The 20,707-nt window shown below is 38.8% G+C and carries 19 protein-coding genes and 1 pseudogene; 10 read left to right on the top strand and 10 right to left on the bottom strand.

The window, feature by feature from the left end; all coding sequences use genetic code 11:
- Window positions 1-151: 151 nt before the first annotated feature.
- Entirely contained in the window at window positions 152-2,914 is a 2,763-nt protein-coding gene (locus ABJE44_RS03635) for an insulinase family protein (protein WP_348110028.1), read from the bottom strand.
- A gap of 125 nt (window positions 2,915-3,039) precedes the next feature.
- On the opposite strand from ABJE44_RS03635, the gene sixA reads away from it, so the two are divergent.
- Window positions 3,040-3,513, top strand: coding sequence for a phosphohistidine phosphatase SixA (sixA, locus tag ABJE44_RS03630; protein ID WP_348110027.1), 474 nt, complete (start codon window positions 3,040-3,042; stop codon window positions 3,511-3,513).
- Window positions 3,514-3,772: 259 nt separating this feature from the next.
- Here sixA and ABJE44_RS03625 read toward each other — a convergent pair whose 3' ends face one another.
- Both ABJE44_RS03625 and ccsA read right to left on the bottom strand, forming a co-directional pair.
- Window positions 3,773-5,065 carry an HlyC/CorC family transporter gene (locus ABJE44_RS03625; RefSeq protein WP_348110026.1) on the bottom strand — a complete coding sequence of 431 codons (1,293 nt, stop codon included), beginning with the start codon at window positions 5,063-5,065 and terminating at the stop codon, window positions 3,773-3,775.
- Between the two features lie 58 nt (window positions 5,066-5,123).
- On the bottom strand, window positions 5,124-5,915 hold the full coding sequence (ccsA, locus tag ABJE44_RS03620; protein ID WP_348110025.1) for a cytochrome c biogenesis protein CcsA: 792 nt from the start codon (window positions 5,913-5,915) through the stop codon (window positions 5,124-5,126).
- A gap of 245 nt (window positions 5,916-6,160) precedes the next feature.
- Here ccsA and ffh point away from each other — a divergent pair, with 245 nt between their 5' ends.
- From ffh to moeB, 3 genes are read left to right on the top strand one after another with little or no spacing between them, the layout of a single operon-like run.
- Window positions 6,161-7,537: a signal recognition particle protein gene (gene ffh / locus ABJE44_RS03615; RefSeq protein WP_348110024.1), complete on the top strand. Its 1,377-nt coding sequence runs from the start codon at window positions 6,161-6,163 to the stop codon at window positions 7,535-7,537.
- A 60-nt stretch (window positions 7,538-7,597) separates the two neighbouring features.
- Complete coding sequence (locus tag ABJE44_RS03610) at window positions 7,598-9,865, top strand: bifunctional diguanylate cyclase/phosphodiesterase (protein WP_348110023.1); 2,268 nt, start codon at window positions 7,598-7,600, stop codon at window positions 9,863-9,865.
- A gap of 3 nt (window positions 9,866-9,868) precedes the next feature.
- Window positions 9,869-10,624 carry a molybdopterin-synthase adenylyltransferase MoeB gene (gene moeB, locus ABJE44_RS03605; protein ID WP_348110022.1) on the top strand — a complete coding sequence of 252 codons (756 nt, stop codon included), beginning with the start codon at window positions 9,869-9,871 and terminating at the stop codon, window positions 10,622-10,624.
- Window positions 10,625-10,697: 73 nt separating this feature from the next.
- On the opposite strand, the gene ABJE44_RS03600 is transcribed toward moeB, so the two are convergent.
- Window positions 10,698-11,990: an NAD(P)/FAD-dependent oxidoreductase gene (locus ABJE44_RS03600; protein WP_348110021.1), complete on the bottom strand. Its 1,293-nt coding sequence runs from the start codon at window positions 11,988-11,990 to the stop codon at window positions 10,698-10,700.
- Between the two features lie 303 nt (window positions 11,991-12,293).
- Here ABJE44_RS03600 and ABJE44_RS03595 point away from each other — a divergent pair, with 303 nt between their 5' ends.
- From ABJE44_RS03595 to ABJE44_RS03585, 3 genes are all read left to right on the top strand, one after another.
- Window positions 12,294-13,619 (top strand): aminotransferase class V-fold PLP-dependent enzyme, encoded by a 1,326-nt coding sequence (locus ABJE44_RS03595; RefSeq protein WP_348110020.1) that lies wholly within the window; start codon window positions 12,294-12,296, stop codon window positions 13,617-13,619.
- 67 nt (window positions 13,620-13,686) lie between these two features.
- Window positions 13,687-14,214: a RidA family protein gene (locus tag ABJE44_RS03590; RefSeq protein ID WP_348110019.1), complete on the top strand. Its 528-nt coding sequence runs from the start codon at window positions 13,687-13,689 to the stop codon at window positions 14,212-14,214.
- A gap of 65 nt (window positions 14,215-14,279) precedes the next feature.
- Window positions 14,280-14,774, top strand: a complete 495-nt coding sequence (locus ABJE44_RS03585) for a cupin domain-containing protein (RefSeq protein WP_348110018.1) — start codon at window positions 14,280-14,282, stop codon at window positions 14,772-14,774.
- Between the two features lie 14 nt (window positions 14,775-14,788).
- On the opposite strand, the gene ABJE44_RS03580 is transcribed toward ABJE44_RS03585, so the two are convergent.
- From ABJE44_RS03580 to ABJE44_RS03555, 6 genes are all read right to left on the bottom strand, one after another.
- Window positions 14,789-15,493, bottom strand: coding sequence for an SOS response-associated peptidase family protein (locus ABJE44_RS03580; protein ID WP_348110017.1), 705 nt, complete (start codon window positions 15,491-15,493; stop codon window positions 14,789-14,791).
- A 308-nt stretch (window positions 15,494-15,801) separates the two neighbouring features.
- Window positions 15,802-16,059, bottom strand: coding sequence for a superinfection immunity protein (locus ABJE44_RS03575; protein ID WP_348110016.1), 258 nt, complete (start codon window positions 16,057-16,059; stop codon window positions 15,802-15,804).
- 115 nt (window positions 16,060-16,174) lie between these two features.
- Window positions 16,175-16,744, bottom strand: a complete 570-nt coding sequence (locus ABJE44_RS03570; RefSeq protein ID WP_348110015.1) for a hypothetical protein — start codon at window positions 16,742-16,744, stop codon at window positions 16,175-16,177.
- Window positions 16,745-16,878: 134 nt separating this feature from the next.
- Window positions 16,879-17,433 carry a hypothetical protein gene (locus ABJE44_RS03565; protein ID WP_348110014.1) on the bottom strand — a complete coding sequence of 185 codons (555 nt, stop codon included), beginning with the start codon at window positions 17,431-17,433 and terminating at the stop codon, window positions 16,879-16,881.
- Between the two features lie 270 nt (window positions 17,434-17,703).
- Entirely contained in the window at window positions 17,704-17,997 is a 294-nt protein-coding gene (locus ABJE44_RS03560; protein ID WP_348110013.1) for an antibiotic biosynthesis monooxygenase family protein, read from the bottom strand.
- Between the two features lie 40 nt (window positions 17,998-18,037).
- Window positions 18,038-18,553, bottom strand: coding sequence for an adenylate kinase (locus ABJE44_RS03555; protein WP_348110012.1), 516 nt, complete (start codon window positions 18,551-18,553; stop codon window positions 18,038-18,040).
- A gap of 490 nt (window positions 18,554-19,043) precedes the next feature.
- On the opposite strand from ABJE44_RS03555, the pseudogene ABJE44_RS03550 reads away from it, so the two are divergent.
- From ABJE44_RS03550 to ABJE44_RS03540, 3 genes and pseudogenes are all read left to right on the top strand, one after another.
- A pseudogene (locus ABJE44_RS03550) lies at window positions 19,044-19,442 on the top strand (YcjF family protein); the annotation flags it as partial.
- An 83-nt stretch (window positions 19,443-19,525) separates the two neighbouring features.
- Window positions 19,526-19,990 (top strand): hypothetical protein, encoded by a 465-nt coding sequence (locus tag ABJE44_RS03545; protein WP_348110011.1) that lies wholly within the window; start codon window positions 19,526-19,528, stop codon window positions 19,988-19,990.
- Between the two features lie 203 nt (window positions 19,991-20,193).
- Window positions 20,194-20,676: a YcxB family protein gene (locus ABJE44_RS03540; RefSeq protein WP_348110010.1), complete on the top strand. Its 483-nt coding sequence runs from the start codon at window positions 20,194-20,196 to the stop codon at window positions 20,674-20,676.
- Window positions 20,677-20,707 lie beyond the last annotated feature (31 nt).

The following is a 20,707-nucleotide window of genomic DNA, read 5'->3' as shown; positions in this document are numbered from 1 at the left end:
TCATTATTAGAATTAGTAAGTGGTATGTCCTTATCTCCTGATACTAAATATGCCCAATTTCAACGCGGGCTACAAGCATTTATAATAGAAAAGTACCGGAGTTAGCTTAAAAAAGTAGATTCTCGCGGTTTTTATGCAGCTAAGCGGTACGTTACAGGTAATTTATCTCTGATTTAAACCTCTGAATATTAGAAACGTTTGCGGTGTTAATGGTGGCTGGGTAATCACTTAAGTCACCACTATATAACAAAAATTCTCCAAAATTTTGTCTTGAAACCATATCTTGTAGGTAATTATTCAGGTCACTTAATTCAAGTTCTATAATTGATTCAACCATTTTTTCATTATGATTAAATGTCAAATTTCCATTACCTATTGCCATCCATAAGTGCTGACTTTTCATATTTAAATTGGTGTCTTTTTGCATTAATTGCTTGATGACCCCGTTTTTGAGCATTTTCCAGACATTCTGATACTCTCTAATGTCTTCTAGTGTGGCAATTAGGAAGGTATTAATCGCTTCTATAAGGTGACTAACACTTTTATGGGGCGATTGAATGTAAAAGCTGATCCCTGGGTGATTGTTATAGGGTACGTATCCAGTCCCAACTAAATAGCCTAGTTGTTGGGTGGTGCGCAATTTATGAAAAAACGGCGTTGCCAATAGTTGCTCTGCTAAAATAGTTAATACTGTGGTCTTAATGCTTGAGTCTGGGGCTTGAAAGTATAGAACCACAGCTGAATCAGGATGTTCGCAGTTGACTTGATGTATTTGTGTTGCCTGCTTACGTATGTCAGCTACCCCTCTGTTAATTTTGTCAGCTGTTGGGTATGCATTTCGGAAGCTTTTTACATCTTTAACCACTTTAATCGTATCAGAATACGCCCAGTCACCGTACATTAATCCTTCTAAATGAAAGCTACTAAGCAGTTGTTCTTTCGTGGTTTTTATATCGTGTAATGCTAACTGATTGACATTAAATGCCATTTGTTCCGGCGAGTAGTTTTGTTGTTGCATGAGAACCGCTAGCCTTGAAAACATTCGGTTTATTGGCTTGTTAAGAAGGGTATTTGATAAGCCGTTAAGTTGTTTATGCTTTACCTGTAGAAAACTGTTTTCAAAATTATCATGAACTATGATCTCAGTTAAAAGATTACTGCAAAATTCAAGTTGTGGATTGCTAAATCCACTGGTTTGTATAGAGAAGCCTCCTTGATGGGGGTAAAAATGGAAGTGAATTCCAGCCATGTTAGCTTGGTAGTATTTCTGATTTAGTCTTTCATTTAATAACGCAATCCATAATCGCTTACCTGCAACTATTTCAATACCTTGGTTAACGACTGGACAATCAAATGTTAAAAAACAATGTCCTTTAGGTTGTTTAAATTTATCATCTTGCCCGTACCAAATATGAAGTCCGGTTTCGCTAACTATTTTTTGGGGTAAGTGGTAGTCATGATTTATGTCATTAAGTTTTGAAAGTGGCTGAATGAATTTGTTTACATCAGGTAATTTCAAATTAGCCATGTCTCTAGATTTAAACATGTTTAAATCAAAATTTAGATTCAAATTTGTAACATCATAAGGTGTGTTATACCACTTAGCGATTAGTTTAGTGGATGCATCTGGCGTTACCACTTTTAACCTTAGATTCTCTGGACTGAAGTAATCTAACATCTGAAGTGTCAATGCTGGGCTAGGCTTATCGAGTATATAGTCTCCACAAAGCAGATACTCTTCAGGGTATTCAAATATGGCGATACTTAACTCTTGGGCTTCATCTATTGGTTTCGCGTGGTCAGTAAAGTCCCACATTAATTGATTGAGAGTAGAGATTTCTTGAATGCGCCAGCTGCTAACGCCTTCTTCTTTAATAAGTTGGATAAACGCGAATAATGCTAAAATTATGTTGTCTTGGTTTTTAATTCCTTCACTGGTTAATTGCAGATTGATGTTAAAGTCTTTAAAACTGCTGCCTTCTATTCCACCACCAGCACTTAGGCTCGTGGCCCAATTTTTTTGTTTGTAAAAGCTCAGTAACCCTCCATCTCCCTCATCACCTAATATATGGCTTAGTACACTTAAAGGCTTGCTTCTGAAGTACTCTCTTTGTCCGGGTAAAGGAAACGTAAAAATCATCCTTTGAGCTTGTTGAATAGGTTTTATACTCATTTGTATTCCCAAATGTTCAGGTAAATACAAACTAGGGTGCTTATCAGTTGATGTTAACTTTTTAGCATCCCATGGACCGAAATGTTTCCGTACTAGCTGCTCAGAACTAGTGATACTTTGTTTGCTAATTATACATAAAGAGGTGTTTTGTGGTTGATAGTAGCTTTGATGGAAGCGTTGGATTTTTTCCTTTAGTTCTATAGCTGAAAATGCAGAGAAGGTTTCCAAATTACCCACTGAAAACTTGCTAAAGGGGTGATCGGGGTTGCAGGTTTCCTTATGTACTTGGTATAAACGTCTTAAATCATCTTTTTGCTTTAAAGAAAATTCAGCATCAATTGCGTTTATTTCTTTTTCAATCAGTGTTTCATCGAATATAGGCTGTAACATCATTGCGCTTAGATGTTCTAAGGCATTATCTTCAGTCTGAATATCAGAGTTTAAATCGTAAAAAAAACTTGTAAACTCGGAGCCAGTAGAAGCGTTAATACTGCCATTGTGGCTCGCTAAAAAATTTGAGAAGTCATTGGCATTAGGGAATTTATCATTTCCTAAAAAAAGCATATGCTCCAGTAAATGACTGATACCAGGGCAATCATTATCGTCGTTAAAGTGACCTGCATTCACTGTTATAGAGCAAGCGCTTTTGTTGGCAAGTGGATCTTGAACCAATAAAAATTTTAAACCATTGGGTAATTCTATGAATTTATATTGGCGTTTATCATAGGCACTTTTGAGCAAAATATATTTTCCTTGACGTTACAACTAGTAAGCATAAACCAATTTTTTATAGATAATCACTTTCTAAACATTTTTCGTGGTATTTTTATTGTACTATTAAGAAAAATACAAACTAAATCAATAATATGAAGTTAGCAATAATGCGTCACGGACAAGCCGAAGTGCTAAGTGAGCCTGATGAAACTAGGGCTTTGACGGTTTTAGGTAAGCAGCAAGTATCTGATGCAAGTAATTGGCTAGCAAAACAGTTAGGTGAGAATACCAAAATTGACTTAGCATTGGTGAGTCCATACTTGAGGACGCAACAAACCTATGATGAGTTAACTTCAGTTGTGAACGTTGTTACAAAAGTTGATACATCTGATATTGTCCCAGAGGGTGATCCTGCTATCTTTCACGACTATTTAGATGCCTTAATATCACAAAGTCCGTCTTATAAAACCGTTTTGGTGATAAGCCATATGCCTTTTGTGTGTTATTTTTTAGAGGAAATCAGTAAAAGTAAAAAATCAATGCTATTTGATACATCTAGTACTGTTATTGTTGAGTATGACCCTACCGATAGAAATGGAGACGGGGGAGAAACATTCCACCCCTAGCATAAAATACATATTTATCTCTGCTTGTATGTATTCTGGTCTTAAGAATTTGCTGGGCTAACCGATATCATTAATATGATGAATAAAAGTTTGCCCGCATATTTACAACAGGTGCTAGAGCATCAGGTTGTGGAATCGAAACTGACTCATGACGATGAGCTTCAGGGGATCATGGATCGCCTAACAAATCTAAATGATAAAGTTGAGCTTTTAAAAACGAAAATTCATCAAAACCGTCAAAAACATAGCGAAGAAAATACTAATCAGACGTGAAAGTTGGCTCTTCGCGGTAGTACTCTGGTAAAACACGCACTGTTTTAACCATATTATCTTTCATTTCAATTAGCTCTATAGGATAGCCAGCAATTCGTAAACTGATATTGGTCTCTGGTATATCTTCGAGATATTCCAATATCAAGCCGTTTAAGGTTTTTGGACCCTCAGTTGGAAAGTTCCAATCTAATTCTTTATTTAACTCTCTGATATTGGCGCTACCATCAATTAAAAAGCTGCCATCTTGTTGTAGGTTGGCTTCTTTACTATGGTCGGGTAAAAAGCTAGTGGTGAAGTCACCGATAATTTCTTCAAGAATATCTTCCAAGGTGACTAATCCTTGAATGTCACCATATTCATCTACTACTAATCCTATTCTTTCTTTAGCAGCTTGAAACTTATACATTAGTGTATGCAGAGGCGTTGATTCTGGCGTAAAGTAAATGTCTCTAACCGCCCTCAGCAAGGTTGCTTTTGTAAATTGGTCTTTTGACAATAATCTCAGGGCATCTCGAACATGCACAAATCCTACTGCGTCATCTATGCTGTCACGATAAAGTAAAACCCGGGTGTGTTGAGCGTTGACTAACTTTCGTTGAATATCTTTCCACTCATTATTAATGTCAATAGCAACGATATCACTGCGGGGAACCATAATATCTTCAGCGGTTACTTTTTCTAAATCTAAAATACCGACTAGCATATCTTGGTGTTTTTTAGGTATGAGCGTGCCAGCTTCGTGTACTACGGTTCTCAACTCTTCTCGGCTTAAATTTTCGCCATCGTTGTTTCTAGGGTTAACTCGAATTATGGCTAATAAGCCGTTACAAATTCCATTTATCAAATATACGAATGGGTAAAGAATAAACATCAGTGGCAGTAAGATAATGGAGCTAGGGAAAGATATTTTTTCAGGATAAAGTGCCGCTAAAGTCTTTGGCGTCACTTCGGCAAAAATTAAAATTACAATGGTTAAACCAATATTTGCAGCTATTAGGCCCCAAAACTCACCAAACAATCTTAAGCATAAAATTGTCGCGACTGACGCTGCTGCAATATTAACCAAATTATTACCAATCAGTATTAAACCAATCAGTCGGTCAGGTCTTTGTAGTAATTTTTGTACTCGAATAGCGCCTTTGTGACCTTCATTTTCAAGGTGTTTCAGACGGTATCGATTAATGGACATCATGCCCGTTTCAGAGCTTGAGAAATAAGCTGAGAGTAAAATTAAAACGCCGAGAATAATGAATAAACTACTAGTGGCGATGTCGTCCAACTATGGAAATCCTATAAAGATATTAAGTCTGCAACTTTAAGGGCAATTAAGCCTCTAATCAAGAGTTAAGTAAGACTTCTCTGACAAAACGACTACCAAAATATCCAAGGGTTAATAGTGCTGCTGCTAATATACTTGTAGTTATAACCCATCTACCTCTCCAACCATAAAGCCAATGACCAATGACTATGACGCCATAAATAACCCAAGCTATCAATGCTAGCACTGTTTTATGAGCCTGTTCTTTGGCAAACATGTCATCTAAAAACATAAAGCCTGTAATGAGAGATAATGTAAGTAAAACCGTACCCACTAGTAGTAATTTAAATAGAATGTTTTCGACCGCCATAAGAGGAGGTAGAGACGAGTGGAGTAGGGAGGCTTTTTTTTCCTTTAGGCGCAGATTGATATAAGACAGTTGCAAGGTGTATAAAAATGCAATGGATAAGCTTGCATAGGCAAATAGAGAGAGACCGATATGAATAAGTAACGTTGGTTTTATCCCAACATTCATCATATGGGCGCTCGGTAATTGACTATTGGCTATAACAATTAAACCACTAAAACCATATATTACGGGCAATAAGATAGTGTTAGGTAATTTGAATGATGTTGCCAACATGGTGACACTGATCAACCAGCCAATAAGTGACGCAACATTGAGCATGCTCATGTTTTGACCTGGAGATAAAAACACCCCCAGTTTTAGAATATATGCATGTAATACTATAGCGATGACAACGCTAACCGTGGCTAACGTTTTGTTTGGGCCTTTTTTATCAAACATACCAGCAACGACTATTGCTGATGCTATAAGATAAAACACAAAACAAAGTACATCTAGTAACATCTTAAACTCTCTGGCTTATTCAATTGATTGTAACTACAGTGCATTGTCAGCACTATGACTCAATAATATTTTAATAAAAATCTAACTCGTTAAAATTAACACTTATTTTGCTTACATGACATAGCTTTGAGATCATTTCAAAGATTACAAATAATTTCTGTGATGAGAAATGCCTTTGAGCATTCTTATCTGTAACTATCTTCTATATAATACAAGTAATTAGCAAATTTTAGGTAATACGAAGCATGTTTGAGAATCTAAGTGACAGATTAGGTAAAACGCTAAAAAATATAAGCGGTAAAGGGCGTTTATCAGAAGATAATATTAAAGATACGTTACGCGAAGTGCGCATGGCATTACTAGAAGCTGACGTGGCCTTGCCAGTAGTACGTGAATTTATTGCTCAGGTTAAAGAGCGAGCTGTTGGTACTGAAGTTAGTAAAAGCTTAAACCCCGGTCAGGTATTCATTAAGATTGTTCAATCTGAACTAGAATCAGTTATGGGGCAGGTGAATGAGTCTTTAAATCTTGCTGCTCAACCTCCAGCTGTTGTTTTGATGGCCGGTTTACAAGGTGCCGGTAAAACTACCAGTGTGGGTAAATTAGCTGCTTTATTAAAGCAACGAGAAAAGAAAAAAGTCTTAGTTGTTAGTGCTGATGTCTACCGACCTGCGGCAATCAAACAGCTTGAAACCCTCGCTAATGATATAGGTGTTGAGTTTTTCCCTTCAACGGCTGAACAAAAGCCTATTGATATAGCTAATGCTGCAATCGATTTTGCACGTAAGCAATTTTTTGACGTATTACTTGTAGATACTGCGGGTCGTTTGCATGTTGACGGCGAGATGATGCAAGAAATTCAAGCATTACATCAAGCCATTAATCCAATTGAAACCTTATTCGTAGTTGACGCTATGACAGGTCAAGATGCGGCCAATACAGCCAAAGCATTTAACGATGCCTTGCCTTTAACTGGGGTAATCTTAACCAAAGCGGATGGTGATGCTAGAGGTGGTGCCGCGTTATCTGTCAGGCACATTACCGGTAAACCCATTAAGTTTATGGGGATGGGTGAAAAATTAGACGCTCTAGAAGCTTTCCATCCTGAGCGTATCGCATCTCGTATTCTTGGGATGGGAGACGTACTAAGTTTAATTGAAGAAGTCGAACGCAAAGTCGACAAAGACAAAGCTCAAAAACTAGCTAAAAAAGTTCAAAAAGGTAAGGGGTTTGACTTACAAGATTTCAAAGAACAGTTAGAACAAATGCGAAACATGGGCGGTATGATGTCTCTTATGGATAAAATGCCAGGTATGGGAAATATGTCTGCGCAGATAAAAGATAAAGCAAATGACAAATCTTTTAATCAGATGGAAGCTATAATCAATTCTATGACACCCGGCGAGAGAGCAAGGCCAGATGTTATAAAAGGCGGGCGTAAGCGTCGAATTGCTGCTGGTTCGGGTACTCAGATTCAAGATGTGAATAGAATGCTTAAGCAGTTTACCCAAATGCAAAAAATGATGAAGAAAATGTCAGGTGGAGGCATGAAAAAAATGATGCGTAATATGAAAGGTATGATGCCACCGGGTGGGCCAGGAGGCATGTTCCCACCGAGGTAATTAGTACAGTGTTACGCCCGAAAGTTTAACCTTTAATTTCTATTTTTTGGATTTGATATTTTGTTAGTAAATGCTGCTAATCAACGTTCTAATTTTCTCGTTAATGTATTGTTTTCGCTCGTTTTAACTTTAGGTGTGGTTGTTATTGCGGTGGTTTATTTTTACGGTGAAAGTATTGCCGAAAAAACAACTAACTTAATATCAGATGACCTTCCTACTTATGATTTATTACATAAATTAGAGAAAGGTTTGATTGAGCAGGAGCGATACCTGTATGAATTTTATATAAACAAGCGGGAAAGTGACTTTAGCCGAGGTTATACAAATAGTTTTCAACAAGGACTCGATACCCTAGCAGAATTACAGCTCAGATTGGGGAATGTTCAACCACTACAGATTATTCGAGAAAACCTGACTAGTGTAAGTAAAGTAGGTAATGAATTTTTTCTGAATATAATGGAGCCCGACACAGATTGGGATTTCGCTATGGAGCAGTTACGTTTAGTCAGCGAAATAAAGCGAGATACCGCACATCAAATTCAATTTTTAGTCCATCAAACGGAACGAAAAGTGAATGTCTCTGAACAAAAAGTTTTAACAGGGCTAGAAAGTGTTAGGTTTTTTGTTATGTTGTACAGTGTGATTACTCTTCTAATTGCATTTGTTGTAACTAAGGCTATTAGGACTTACTTGGTCAATTCTGTGAGTCATCAACGTTTATCACTTTTTCCGGCACGTAACCCTAACCCTATCATTAGCCTAGACCATAAAAGCAACGTAACTTATAGCAACCCAGCCACAGATAGCTTACTGCAACGACTAAATTTGCCCATGGGCAAGACCCATTTGTTGTTAGATAAAAACATTCGGTTGCACCAAGAAAAAATACTCTCAGATACAAGTATTCGTTCGACTGTTTTTGAGTACGAAATAGATAATTTATATTTTCAATGTGACTTGCATTGGGTAGAAGACCAACGTCAATGGGACATACATTTAACTGATGTTACTGAGCGTAAACGCGTCCAGCAGGAATTGTCTTACAGAGCTACCCATGATCAAGAAACAGGCTTGAAAAACCGTTATGAATTAGAAAAGTCATTTACCGATTTGTACGCCAAAACTGATGCTTTTGTACTTGGATTAATCGAAATTCGCTCTTTCAATCAATTACTTACCATCAGAGGTTTAACTGTCGCCTCAACCGTTGTAAAAGAGGTGGCCTTAGTTATTGATGAGGTGGTTTCTAATGCAAACTTGACAGGGTTTCAGGTCTATCATACAGGTGAAAAAAGCTTTGCGATAACCAATACTGAGGGCCTAAGTAAGAAGGATATTTATTCGTTAGTAAAACAGATTGAGGCGAAAATTTCATCGACGATATTTCATAGTCAAGATCAGGTCCGGTTAGACTTTGGATTTGCATGTTTTCCTGAACATGGAAACGATTATACAAGATTACATAAAAATGCCTTAGCAGCGCTAGATAAGTCTGCGAGTAGTGAGGATAAGTCTCATATTTTATTTACGGTAGAGTTAGGCACCAAGTTAGCGTATGAACAAAAGTTAATAGATGATATGCGTGTCGCTATAGAAGAGGTTGAATTTGAGTTATATTTCCAACCCCAGTTAGAGCTGCAGACTGGCACTATTATTGGAGCAGAAGTGCTTATTCGTTGGCAACGAGACGATGAATGGGTTTCTCCCGCAGAATTTATTCCTTTGGCTGAAAAGGCTGGCCTAATTGATATTTTAGGTGATTGGATACTGCACACTTCTTGCCAAAAGGCGCGAAAATTAGTCGATTTAGGGTTCTATGACTTAGTTGTGGCGGTCAATATATCACCCCTGCAATTTGGACGTAAAGATTTTCTAGAGAAAGTAAAACAGGCATTAAAAGACACGCAATTATCTGCTAAAAACCTTGAGTTGGAAATTACTGAAGGGGTCATCATATACAATGAGCAAGAAACCATAGCGACACTAGAGTCCTTAAAATCATTAGGTGTGCAACTCGCCATTGATGACTTTGGCACGGGTTACTCATCTCTTAATTACTTGAAAAAATTTAATATTGATAAGCTTAAAATAGACCAGTCTTTTGTACGCAACATTCAGCATGAAAGTGCAGATCAATCCATCGTAAGAACGATTATCGAACTAGGTCGTAACCTTGGCCTAACTTTGATTGCCGAAGGAGTGGAAGAGCAAGAGCAGTTAAACATATTGAAACATATGGGATGTGACGAAATGCAAGGTTATTTCTTTAGTCGTCCATTACCAGAGCAGGAATTTATTGAGTTTGTTCAACAGCAAAGCGGAGCTTAGTCAGTGCTCAAAAGGATCTCCTCAGAGAACGCTATGCGTTACAGTAGGCAAATATTGTTATCAGGCTTTGATTTAGAAAAACAAGAAATATTACTCAATAGTCGGGTGTTACAAATTGGGGTGGGAGGGTTAGGGTGTGCAGCCGCTCAGTATTTAGTCTCTGCTGGGGTAGGGGAGTTAACCCTTGTAGATGACGATCAGGTTGAAACTTCAAATCTACAACGTCAAGTTTTACACACCGAATCGAGTGTAGGGCTCAATAAAGGCGTATCCGCAAAGCGTACATTAACTGCCTTAAATAGTGACGCCAGCATTAATCTTATTCAGCAGCGCCTGTCAGATGATGACCTCAGCGAACAGGTTAACCAGCATGATATTGTCATTGACTGCAGTGATAATATTGAAACACGTAATCAATTAAATAGAATGTGCATTAAACAGCAAAAACCCTTGGTTTCAGGGGCTACTATAAGAATGGAAGGGCAGTTATCTAGCTTTCTACCTAGCGCTAACAACCCTTGTTATGAGTGTCTAAGCACTATGTTTACCGAGCAAAGCCTAACGTGCGTTGAAGCCGGAGTCATGTCTCCAGTAGTTGGAATTGTTGGAGCTATGCAGGCTTTAGAGTGCGTAAAAATACTGACTCACTTTGGTAAGCCATTGACTAACAAATTAATGATGTTTGATGGAAAAAGCATGGAATGGCAAACCTATATTATTCCTAAAAATAATTCTTGTTCAGCTTGCTCTATGCTCTAATTCGCTGGTTGAAATTTAAAAGGCTTACCTTGGTAAGCCTTTTTTAATTAATCCACTATTTAACTTATAGGTATTAATGTAGTTTCAGTTTTTGGCCCACAATATTACTAACTTTGCGACTCAATAAAACTAATGCACCTTTTAACCAGCCATGCACAGCAAATTGGTGCATATTGTATAGCGATATATAAACAAAGCGGGCAAGCTTACCTTCTACAAACATGCTGCTATTGCTTAGGCTACCCATTAAACTACCCACAGTACTGTACTTACTTAAATGAACTAACGAGCCGTAATCCTTGTATTGATAAGCCTTTAACGGCTTTGACTTTTGAATGTTAATTAAGTTTGTTGCCACTAGGCTTGCCATTTGATGGGCTGACTGTGCTCTTGGCGGCACCCAAGAACCATCCTCTTGTTGAAAACCACAACAGTCGCCTATCACGTAGATATTATCGATTAAGGTACTTTGTAATTGTTTATTAACAAGGATCTGTTGTGCTCGGTTAGTTTCAAAAATATTTAACTCTTGAATAAAATCTGGGGCTTTGACTCCTGCTGCCCATACCATTAAATCAGCTTCGATTAGGTTAGTATCACTGGTAATAAACCCTTCTTTTTGAGCGCTTGCTACTCGGGTGTTTTCTAACACTTTAATGCCCAGTTTGTGCAAAGCAGCTCGAGCTGAATTGGTTATGCGCTCGGGTAGGGCTGGCAATATACGAGGACCTGCTTCAATAATGGATATTTGTAAGCGCTCTGCCGACATCTTTGGCATACCATAAGAGCGGGCTAAATTAGCCACATGGTGTAATTGTGCGGCAAGCTCGGTACCTGTGGCTCCACCACCCACTATAGCAACCTTTAAGCTAGAGTCAGAATCACTTAACTGGTTAATTTTAATTAACTGATTAAGCAGCGCTTTATGAAAACGCTCAGCCTGTTTTAGCGAGTCTAATAAGTAACAATTTTCAGCTACTCCAGGGGTGCCAAAGTCATTGCTGACACTGCCAATTGCTAGTACTAAGGTATCGTATTCTAGGGTGCGAGCAGGTAATAAGACATCACCATTATCGTCAGGTAACGGGTCTAAATGAATGGTCTTATTTGTATGATCAATATGACTCATGTTACCTAACTGGAAGCCATAATGGTGGCTTGCAGCATGAATAGGGTAGTCGACACCATCAGAATTTTTATCAATAACGCCAGCCGCCACTTCATGTAGCAAGGGCTTCCATACATGGGTACGGCTACGGTCTACTAATATGACTTCAGCTAGTTTCTTTTTACCTAGCGTTTTACTTAACTTGGTAACTAGCTCAAGGCCACCCGCACCTCCGCCTACAACGATTATTTTTTGCATGATATTTCCTAAAGTTTAAATAAATCTGGGGCGCACTTGCGAGTGGGGTAGAGAGGCTACCTAAGGTGTAGACAAGAAAGAGTAAGAAAAGAAAAAACACAGCTATCGCAAGTTGTTATGCTATGTGAAAATTGTGACAAAAAATACGACTTTTGTCTAGAATAGGGCGCTATTTACTGAGCATAATCTCTAGATATTTTAGTGGCCGTAATTGCTTATGGATCGAGTTGTGCAATACGCCGCTGTTTAAAACAAGCAATAATTAAAAAAGCCGTATCATTAACCAATTTAGAAGGTGCAGTAATGAGCTCAGAATCATCAAGTTTCAACCGTAGAAGTATGCTCAAAACCCTTACCGCAGGTGCTGTATATTCGCTAGCAGCATCAGAGCTAGTTCACGCTAAACCTCTTGTAAATACACTTGAGTCTTTGCAAATCCCCAAAGGTGTCACCCCTGAAGCCCTAGCTAAAGATGAGTCATTTTGGGCTAAGGTTGCACTTTTTTATGACAAAGCTGAAGGCATAGTCAATCTCGAACATGGCTACTGGGGTAAAATGTCGCGCCCAGTACAAGCTGCTTACCTCGAAAACACCGAAATGGTGAATACCCAACTATCCTATTATGCTCGTAAAGAATACAACCAAGATTTAGTAGATAGCGCTAATAAAGTTGCAGCAGCCCTAGGGGCTAAAGATGGTGAAGTGGTGTTAACAAGAAATGCCACCGAGTCTATCCATAATTTACTCAGGCAATATAACGACTTTAAACCCGGCGAAACGGTTTTATTTACTGATATTGATTACCCGAGTTTCAAAGAAACTATGCAGTGGCTAGCCAAATCACGTGATGTTGAACCTGTAGAAGTGATTATTCCGCCTCAAGCAAACCAGCAACAAATACTCGATTTATACATTAAGGCGTTTGATAGCAGCCCTAATCTTAAGTTGATGTTACTGACTCACGCGAGCAATCAACATGGGTTAATACTTCCCGTCGCTAAAATCGCTGACGCAGCCAAGCAAAGAGGCATAGATGTAGTGTGTGACTGTGCACAATCTTGGGGGTTGTTAGACTTTAAAATTACTGACCTTAACGTAGATTGGGCAGGGTTTAATTTACATAAATGGATTGGCAGCCCTGTTGGAGTAGGGGCCCTGTATATGAAACAAGGCAGCCTAACAAAAATATCACCTTACCCTGGTGAAACGGATCCTGACGATACCTTAACTTACAAACGTGTTCACACCGCGACGACTAATTTTGCCGCCACTTTAACTGTACCTACTGCGATAGATTTTCATCAATCAATGGGGCCAGCCAACAAAGAAGCGCGTTTACGTTACTTACATTCCCTTTGGGCAACAGAAGCCAAAAAGATGTCTCACATAGAAGTACTAGGTGGGTCTGATGCAGAATCATCAACAGGTATGGGCGCATTCCGTTTAGCAGGTAAAACTAGCTTAGAAGAGGTTACCCAGTTACAAAAACGTTTAGAAAACGAATTTGGCGTATTCACAGTTGTTAGAAAGGGCCTAGCGAGTGGCTGTTGTATCCGGGTTACTCCGCAGGTTTTCGTTTCTGCTTCTGAAATCGCAAAATTAACTGACGCTCTAAGAAAGCTAGCGTGAGCGGCAAGCAGAATAATTTCGACACTATAAAACTAACCACATTAAAATAACGATAAATAGGCAACCCATGAAAAAATTATTACTAAGCAGCGTATTGTCACTAGGACTGCTTACTCCATTTTTAAGCTCTGCAGACGACACCACACCAGAGCAACGTATCAAAGCTGCTGGTTTTACCTTACCAGCGCCCGTTAAACCCATAGCTAATTATGTGACATGGAGACGCTCAGGCAATACCTTGTATTTATCTGGCCACGGTGCATGCGAAGGTAAAAGTGTACTAGGTAAGTTGGGTAGCAATCTTAATATCGAACAAGGCTATGATGCTGCGCAGCTTGTTGGCTTATGTGCTTTAGCAACCATAAAATACGCCACTGGTGATCTCTCAAACGTAAAACAAGTACTTAAAATAACAGGTATGGTAAATGCGACCGACACATTTACTGGCCACTCAAAAGTTATTAATGGATTTTCAGACTTGTTTGTAACTGCATTTGGTGATGACGGCAAAGCCGCCCGAGCAGCAGTGGGTATGAGTAGCCTACCGGGTAATATGTCGGTAGAAGTCAGTGCCATTATTGAGCTTAAAGACTAACGTAAAAAGTAGTATCAAAGGGGCAGTGCATGCTTGCCCTTTTTGATGATTAATTAAGGAGCCCTATGACCAAAGACGAAGTCATCGAATTACTAAACTTAGAGGGCCACTTTGAAGGTGGCTATTTTAGGCAAACTTTTAAAGCCACGCATAGAGCGCCTGTCATTACCGAATATGGAAACCGCACCAGCATGACAGCGATTTACTACATGCTGAGTACAGACAACAATATCGACCATTTTCACACTAAACATTCAGATGGTATTGAGTTCTATCATATGGGCTCGCCCATTACCTATCACATGATCCACCCTGATGGTCGCTATGAAAAAGTCGTAGTGGGCCCAGATATAAAAAATGGCCAACAGCTGCAATTAGCGGTAGCGGGTGGCACCTATAAAGCCGCAGAATTGAGTCTTGGAGACTATGATTTCGGTTTAGTCAGTGAAGCTGTCGCACCCGGTTGGGAGCCTGAAGACATGATAGACGTTAGCGCCAGTGAGTTACTTAAAAAATTTCCTCAGCATAGTAAGGTTATTCAGCGCCTAGCAAGAAGTTAAGCTTACAGTTCAACTTAAGTGTCCGCATCTATTTTAAATACCTCAGCTATAGGTTTGTGGGTGGCTGGCTTATCAATACGACACCCTACAAGACGTTGCGAAATATTAGGCTTTAGTAAGTCTGCAAATACACTGACATTTTTTAGATTAGGATCTAGCCACATATTCATAGTATCGTCATCTTGATTCAACATCAGAGGGCTCGCCTTAGTGTGGTAGGGCATGATTTTTTCATGGGGAGGTAAAGTTATCACCGAACACGACAAAGCTGTTTCACCAGTAGTAGAGTTAACCCATTCTCGGCATAAGCCACCTAAGGCAATAGCTTCACCTTTAATGGCTTTAAAGTCTGTATAGTTTGCATCATGGCCTTTACCTTCGGTTTCACCAAAGCCAGAAGCTGGAATAATACAGCGAGACTGCCTAAACGCTATATAGCCGGCACTTTGGGGCTTGTTAAGCTTGTCATAACGGGTGTTAAAGCTCGCCCATTTATAATCTGGCTTAAAGGTATCACCCTCTAAAGTCTGCAATAACCACCAACTGGCATTTGCGATAGTGCGTTGCTGCGCCACTTGCCTAACGATTGAAACCTCGCTACCCGCCCGAATAAAGCGCTCAAACCTAAGGGGCACTTCGCCCACATCAATTTTAATACCCAGCACACCCAGCAGGCCAATAACACCTGGGTTGTCGGTTACATTTAAACGTCCACACATTAGGCAAGTATCATAGGTTAAGAATGCCTAATAGTTTTGCATAAAAATAACAAAAGCTCATGACATAACTTAAAGAGTGAAAAGTCACTACAAGCAAAAAGGTGTTCCTACCAATTAATACATTTTAAGGCATGTACTTTTTAAAAGTGGCCAAGGCACACTTTGATTTAGATGGGGCAAAGTCGTTTACTTAGTGAGTCTCATTAATGCATTGCTGAGTGGCCTTAATATGGGCATGTTTTTCGTTAACCATTCTTTGGACACCCAATTTAATTTCAAGAAAATTACGATGGGTGTCCAATTAGTGTTTATGTTTCAGTTTCACTGTTCGCTTTGTTTGCATATTTACCAATAGCTTTACCAGTTGTTGCCCAAACCAATACACCTCCCCATGCAATCAATGAAAAACCAGCAGGAATACATGCAAGCAATATATATTTAAAGTGCTTTCTATTGAAAGCTAGAGCAAGCATTGCGGGAAGAAACCAGAGAATAAATACCCCAATTAATATGAAGCCAATAAATGCATAGTTGTCACTTGCCAAAATACTATCGATAAATTCCATCACTTATTTCCTTTTAAATTAACTACTTTGTTTTTTAAAATTGACAACGTTATCTGATTGTCAAAGCTAGTAGTCTTTAATCAGGGAAATATATTACAGAATTGACTTGTTAGCTTTAAGCGCACTTGGCGATAGTTGATAAAGCATCTTTCCAAGCCGCTAGAGCATCAAAGTCTTCAACCAAACCGTCTTTAGTACTTTGACCAGTGAAAGCCCCCATTCCATGTTGAATCATATAAGTTGGCTTATATGCTGGTGCCCCTAGATCAGTTAGGCTCTGACAAATCGCAGTATTATCAGAACTTAATTTTGTAAGAGCCGTTTGCAACTTATCCATATCATCTTGTGATTGCGCACCGAACAAATTCATACGCAGAACACTAATCGCTTGATGCGCAGTTTTATCTGAAACACGTTTAGTATCAAAAAAGCCATAAGACATGCCAGCAAAATATAGCTCTGCAGCATTCGAGTAATTATTGTCGGTCAAGCACGCATTAAGCCCAGTAAATATATCGACAGGGTTCTGCATGTTCGATAACTCGGCCACAGATAAACATCCAGCTGGTTTCGGGGATTCCAAATTCCCAGTAATCTCATAGCTTGTGACACTGCTTTTAGGCGTGGAATTACAAGCTGAAAATAGCAAAGCCGATAATGCTGCCAATATTATATTTTTATCCATGAGCCTAAAGCCCTCCTTTAGAGCTAACGCTCAAGCTAAACAGCAGTTAAGGGGACATTGGCGAAGCCAACGAGAAACTGTCAGATTAAGCTTTTTGTTAGCTGCTTTAGACAAACTTAATACCCCCATTTGAATTACACTACAGCTCCTCTGACTGGAGAGTTTTTGATATTGAGGTATTTTTCTATTTCTTGCTCAATATACAATGCCTGCTCACTAGCTTCTAAACCGCTTAAAAGTTTAGTGTTCGTACCACTATTTAATATTGCGTGTACTTCATAAGTAACCGTTGTTCCATTCTTACCGCTAGAGACCTTTTCTTTTGTATAGATTTGTTTTAAATCAGCGGATTTTATTTTTTTGTTACCAAACCATGGAATAGGTTTATGATTAATCTCTATGGTTTCCTTGCTAACGAAGACATTTGATTTGTTGAACCAACCAGCAATAGCGTAGTAAGAAATACCAATGCCAGCAGCAACATGAATTAAAGGAAATATTTTAGAAAAGACATCTGCCTCTTCCCCCATATCTGCATAAAATTGCCAAAGAAAACCATTCCAAAATATTGCAAACACAGTCATGAAAATCACTTGCCCGCCAAACCATTTTCGAGATATACGCATATAGTCAGGAAACTCTTGCAACTCTAGTTTCTCTGGGAGCCCTAAGTCCATATGTTCTTTCATAAAAATAATCTCCGTATTTAAGTTCGTAGCTAACGCCCCTGAACAGCTTGTTCGCCTTACTTTTCGACCAAATTAAATGATGTTTTTAATGGAACTGAAACACCACGTACAGAGTCTTTCATTTCAAAATAAACTGTCCATTTGCCATAAAGGCAATTGTATGGACACCCACTTTAATTTCAAGAAAATTACGATGGGTGTCCAATTAGTGGCCCGCGATGGGTGTCCAATTAGTGTCCCGAAATCAAAACAATTAGATTAATTACACAATTAAACATCAACAACTTCGACTACTTCGGCTGACTTTGCTCTAAACGAAGGACTTTTAGAGTCTGCATCAATCATATGCGGTGTTGCGTCATGTGCATCAAGCGCTTCTTGTGAAGCCCATTCTTCTATTAAAAGAAACTTAGTATCACTACCTTTAATTCTTTTTAGTTCGTACTTAATACAGCCTGGTTCTGCCAAAACCAGAGGTTTAATATCATTGTATAAATTAATTTGTTCCTGTGCTCGCCCTTCTTTTACTTCTATATGTACAAGGCATGACAACTTACTATTCATAATTTCTCCTTTTCCCACGGCCTTGGATTGTTATATGCATTTATTTGACATTTCGGTATACAAAGTTATTTAGCTCAGAAACTGACTTGACAATGTATAGTGACTTTTTATCTGACATTGCTTCTAATCTGGCAGTAAAATCATCATTCCAGAATTTTGGGCATAGCCGTAACACTTTATAACTCTCAAGAGTACCTTTTAGAACCGAACTACCCTCAGGCCAACCTTCAGGTTTGACGAAAAGCCCTTTTAAAAATCTCTTTGTCACAAACCAGTAGCTTTTTAGGTATGGCAGATCAACGTAAACCAATGTATCGGCTGCTTCTAAACGTTGGTGAAATGAGTTTATTGGTCCAAACCCATCAATGATCCAATTTTCAGATGATAAGATACTCTCATGTGCTTCATCGAATGAACTGCGATCTTCCAGCTCCCCATTCTTTTTATACACTATCGAATCTAGCTGATGTAATTGTATACCAGTAGCTAAAGCAAGATCTTTGCTTAAAGTAGATTTACCGCTTCCGGGCTTACCAAAAACTGCTATTTTTTTCATACTGCCTCCTTCATGCGAATTATTCCCATGAGGCAGAAACAGGAAACCCACCTCTATGGGGTGGGTTTGATAAATTACAGACGCATCAAATCTCCCACCATTCCTATGGAATGATGATAATTCGAGATATTTTGTGCGTAAGATTTAGATTCATTATTTTATCCTGCTAGAAGAACGACATCATGTCAACCGGAAGAGGGATGAAGGTGTTCTCGAAGGCATATAACGCTCCAATAACATTGTGAAGGCACCCAAATTAATAACTTACTTAAATGCTTTCCAATCAACAAGCATAAAATGATTTGAATAAGCTATTTGGTGATTTTCTACATTTGGGTTTGAGAATAATTTGGCGGGTATGGTTTAAATTTACTTAAATTGGTGGCATTAGGTAAATTTCGGGCAGCATAACTTAGCCAATGGACAAAACAATTCTTTGGACACCCAATTTAATGTCAAGAAAATTACAATGGGTGTCCAATTAGTGTTGGCAGGTGTTATGATTGCTGTCAGCCCATTCGCACTTTTAGACATGTTTATTGTGTTATGGCGAAATATTCGAATGATGGACCAAATTAGTGAAACCTATGGACTGCATTTAGGCTACTGGGGAAGAGTTAGGCTAATACGTAACGTGTTTCATACCATGTTGTACGCAGGGGCTGCTGAAATACTGTCAGACGCAGGTAGTTATGCGCTTGATGCAGGCATAACGGGAAAACTATCTACAAGCGCCGCCCAAGGGCTAGGGGCTGGTGTACTGACGTCACGTATCGGTATTAAAGCGGTGGAGCAATGTCAGCCAATTGATTGGGTAACAGAAAACAAGCCAAGCATTATTAACATAAGTAAACAAATACTCGAAGATTTAAATGGTAAGCCTAAATAAAGCGTTACTTTTAAAAAATAATCAATTAATTAACATTGACGAGTGCTATTACAATAATTTTTAGTTTTATGGAGTAACGCAAAGTGTGTTTAAGGTTAGTGTCTGTTGTTGCTTTTTTAATTGTTGTGACGAGTTGTGCCGTTCAACCAGTTAAACAGATCACTAAGAGTAAAGCACAAACAGAGATTAACAGTACTGATGATACTGAAATCAAAACTAAGATAGTGGGCGTATGGTTTGTAGACGAAGAGTTGCATCACAGAGATTGGCCTAGCAGCACGATAAAAGCTTATGGTGAAGACTTTTATTATAGCAATGGTGTTGTAGAAGGATACACAATCTTTTCATATCCCAATGAAACACAAGAGTGGGCCTACCGTGCAAATTGGTGGGTTGACGATGGCTATTTATATATGCGGGTGGTATGGGATAACAGTAATACGCCAATTGATGGGCACACATCAAAAGATAAAATCATTTCTATTTCAGATAATAATCTGGTGTTATTGGCAGAAGATGGCACTAAGTTGACCCGCTACAGAAAGTAGTTGTTTTGTAAGGTGGGACTGCAGGTAGGTGCGTTGCAACGTTAAAACAATCACCTATCGCAATAGAATCATCTTTTGCGAGATTACCCCTATTCTTTTAGATAAGAATATTTGATTATGAGATGTTGTATTGCACAAGAAAATATCTATCTAGCTACAAAACTAATGGATACACTAGGGTTTTGCTTTAGCCATAATTTCAAATGACTCAGCCTTTCGAATATTCAACCCGTTATATACTGGATAAAAGCCATTTCAGCGAAACCTTTGACCAAACCGTCACTGAAGTTGCACCACAAAAAGCCTATTTAAAATCCCTTGTAATAGGAATGCTGGGGGCGATATTGCTGTTAGCCACAGAACTTAATCCATATATCTCTTGGTTTGTTGTTGCCTGGGCTGGGGTAGAGGTCTTAAGTGTGCGTTTTCAAAAATCTTGGTGGTTGGCGAGGCAAATGATAAGTAAGGCGGCCAATAATGAATTGACCTTAACCATAGATGAAGAAGGAATTCGTAGCCAATCAACCTCTGTTAAAAGCTTTATCGCTTGGGGCGATATTATAAAAATAGAACAAACTAGCCAAGGCTGGTTGTTGCACTTTGAGGCAGGCAAGTCTTATTTATCAAGCCGTTGTTTGTCACCAGAAGCGCAAGCGTTTGTGGCGCAGAAAGTCCGAACTAGGTAGTTAAGCTTTACATGTCTGGGGTAGAACAAGG

Source organism: Paraglaciecola sp., from assembly GCF_039942875.1.
GTDB lineage: Bacteria > Pseudomonadota > Gammaproteobacteria > Enterobacterales > Alteromonadaceae > Paraglaciecola.
The sequence above is the reverse complement of the archived record's forward strand: the minus strand, read 5'-3'. Positions and strand labels throughout refer to the sequence as shown.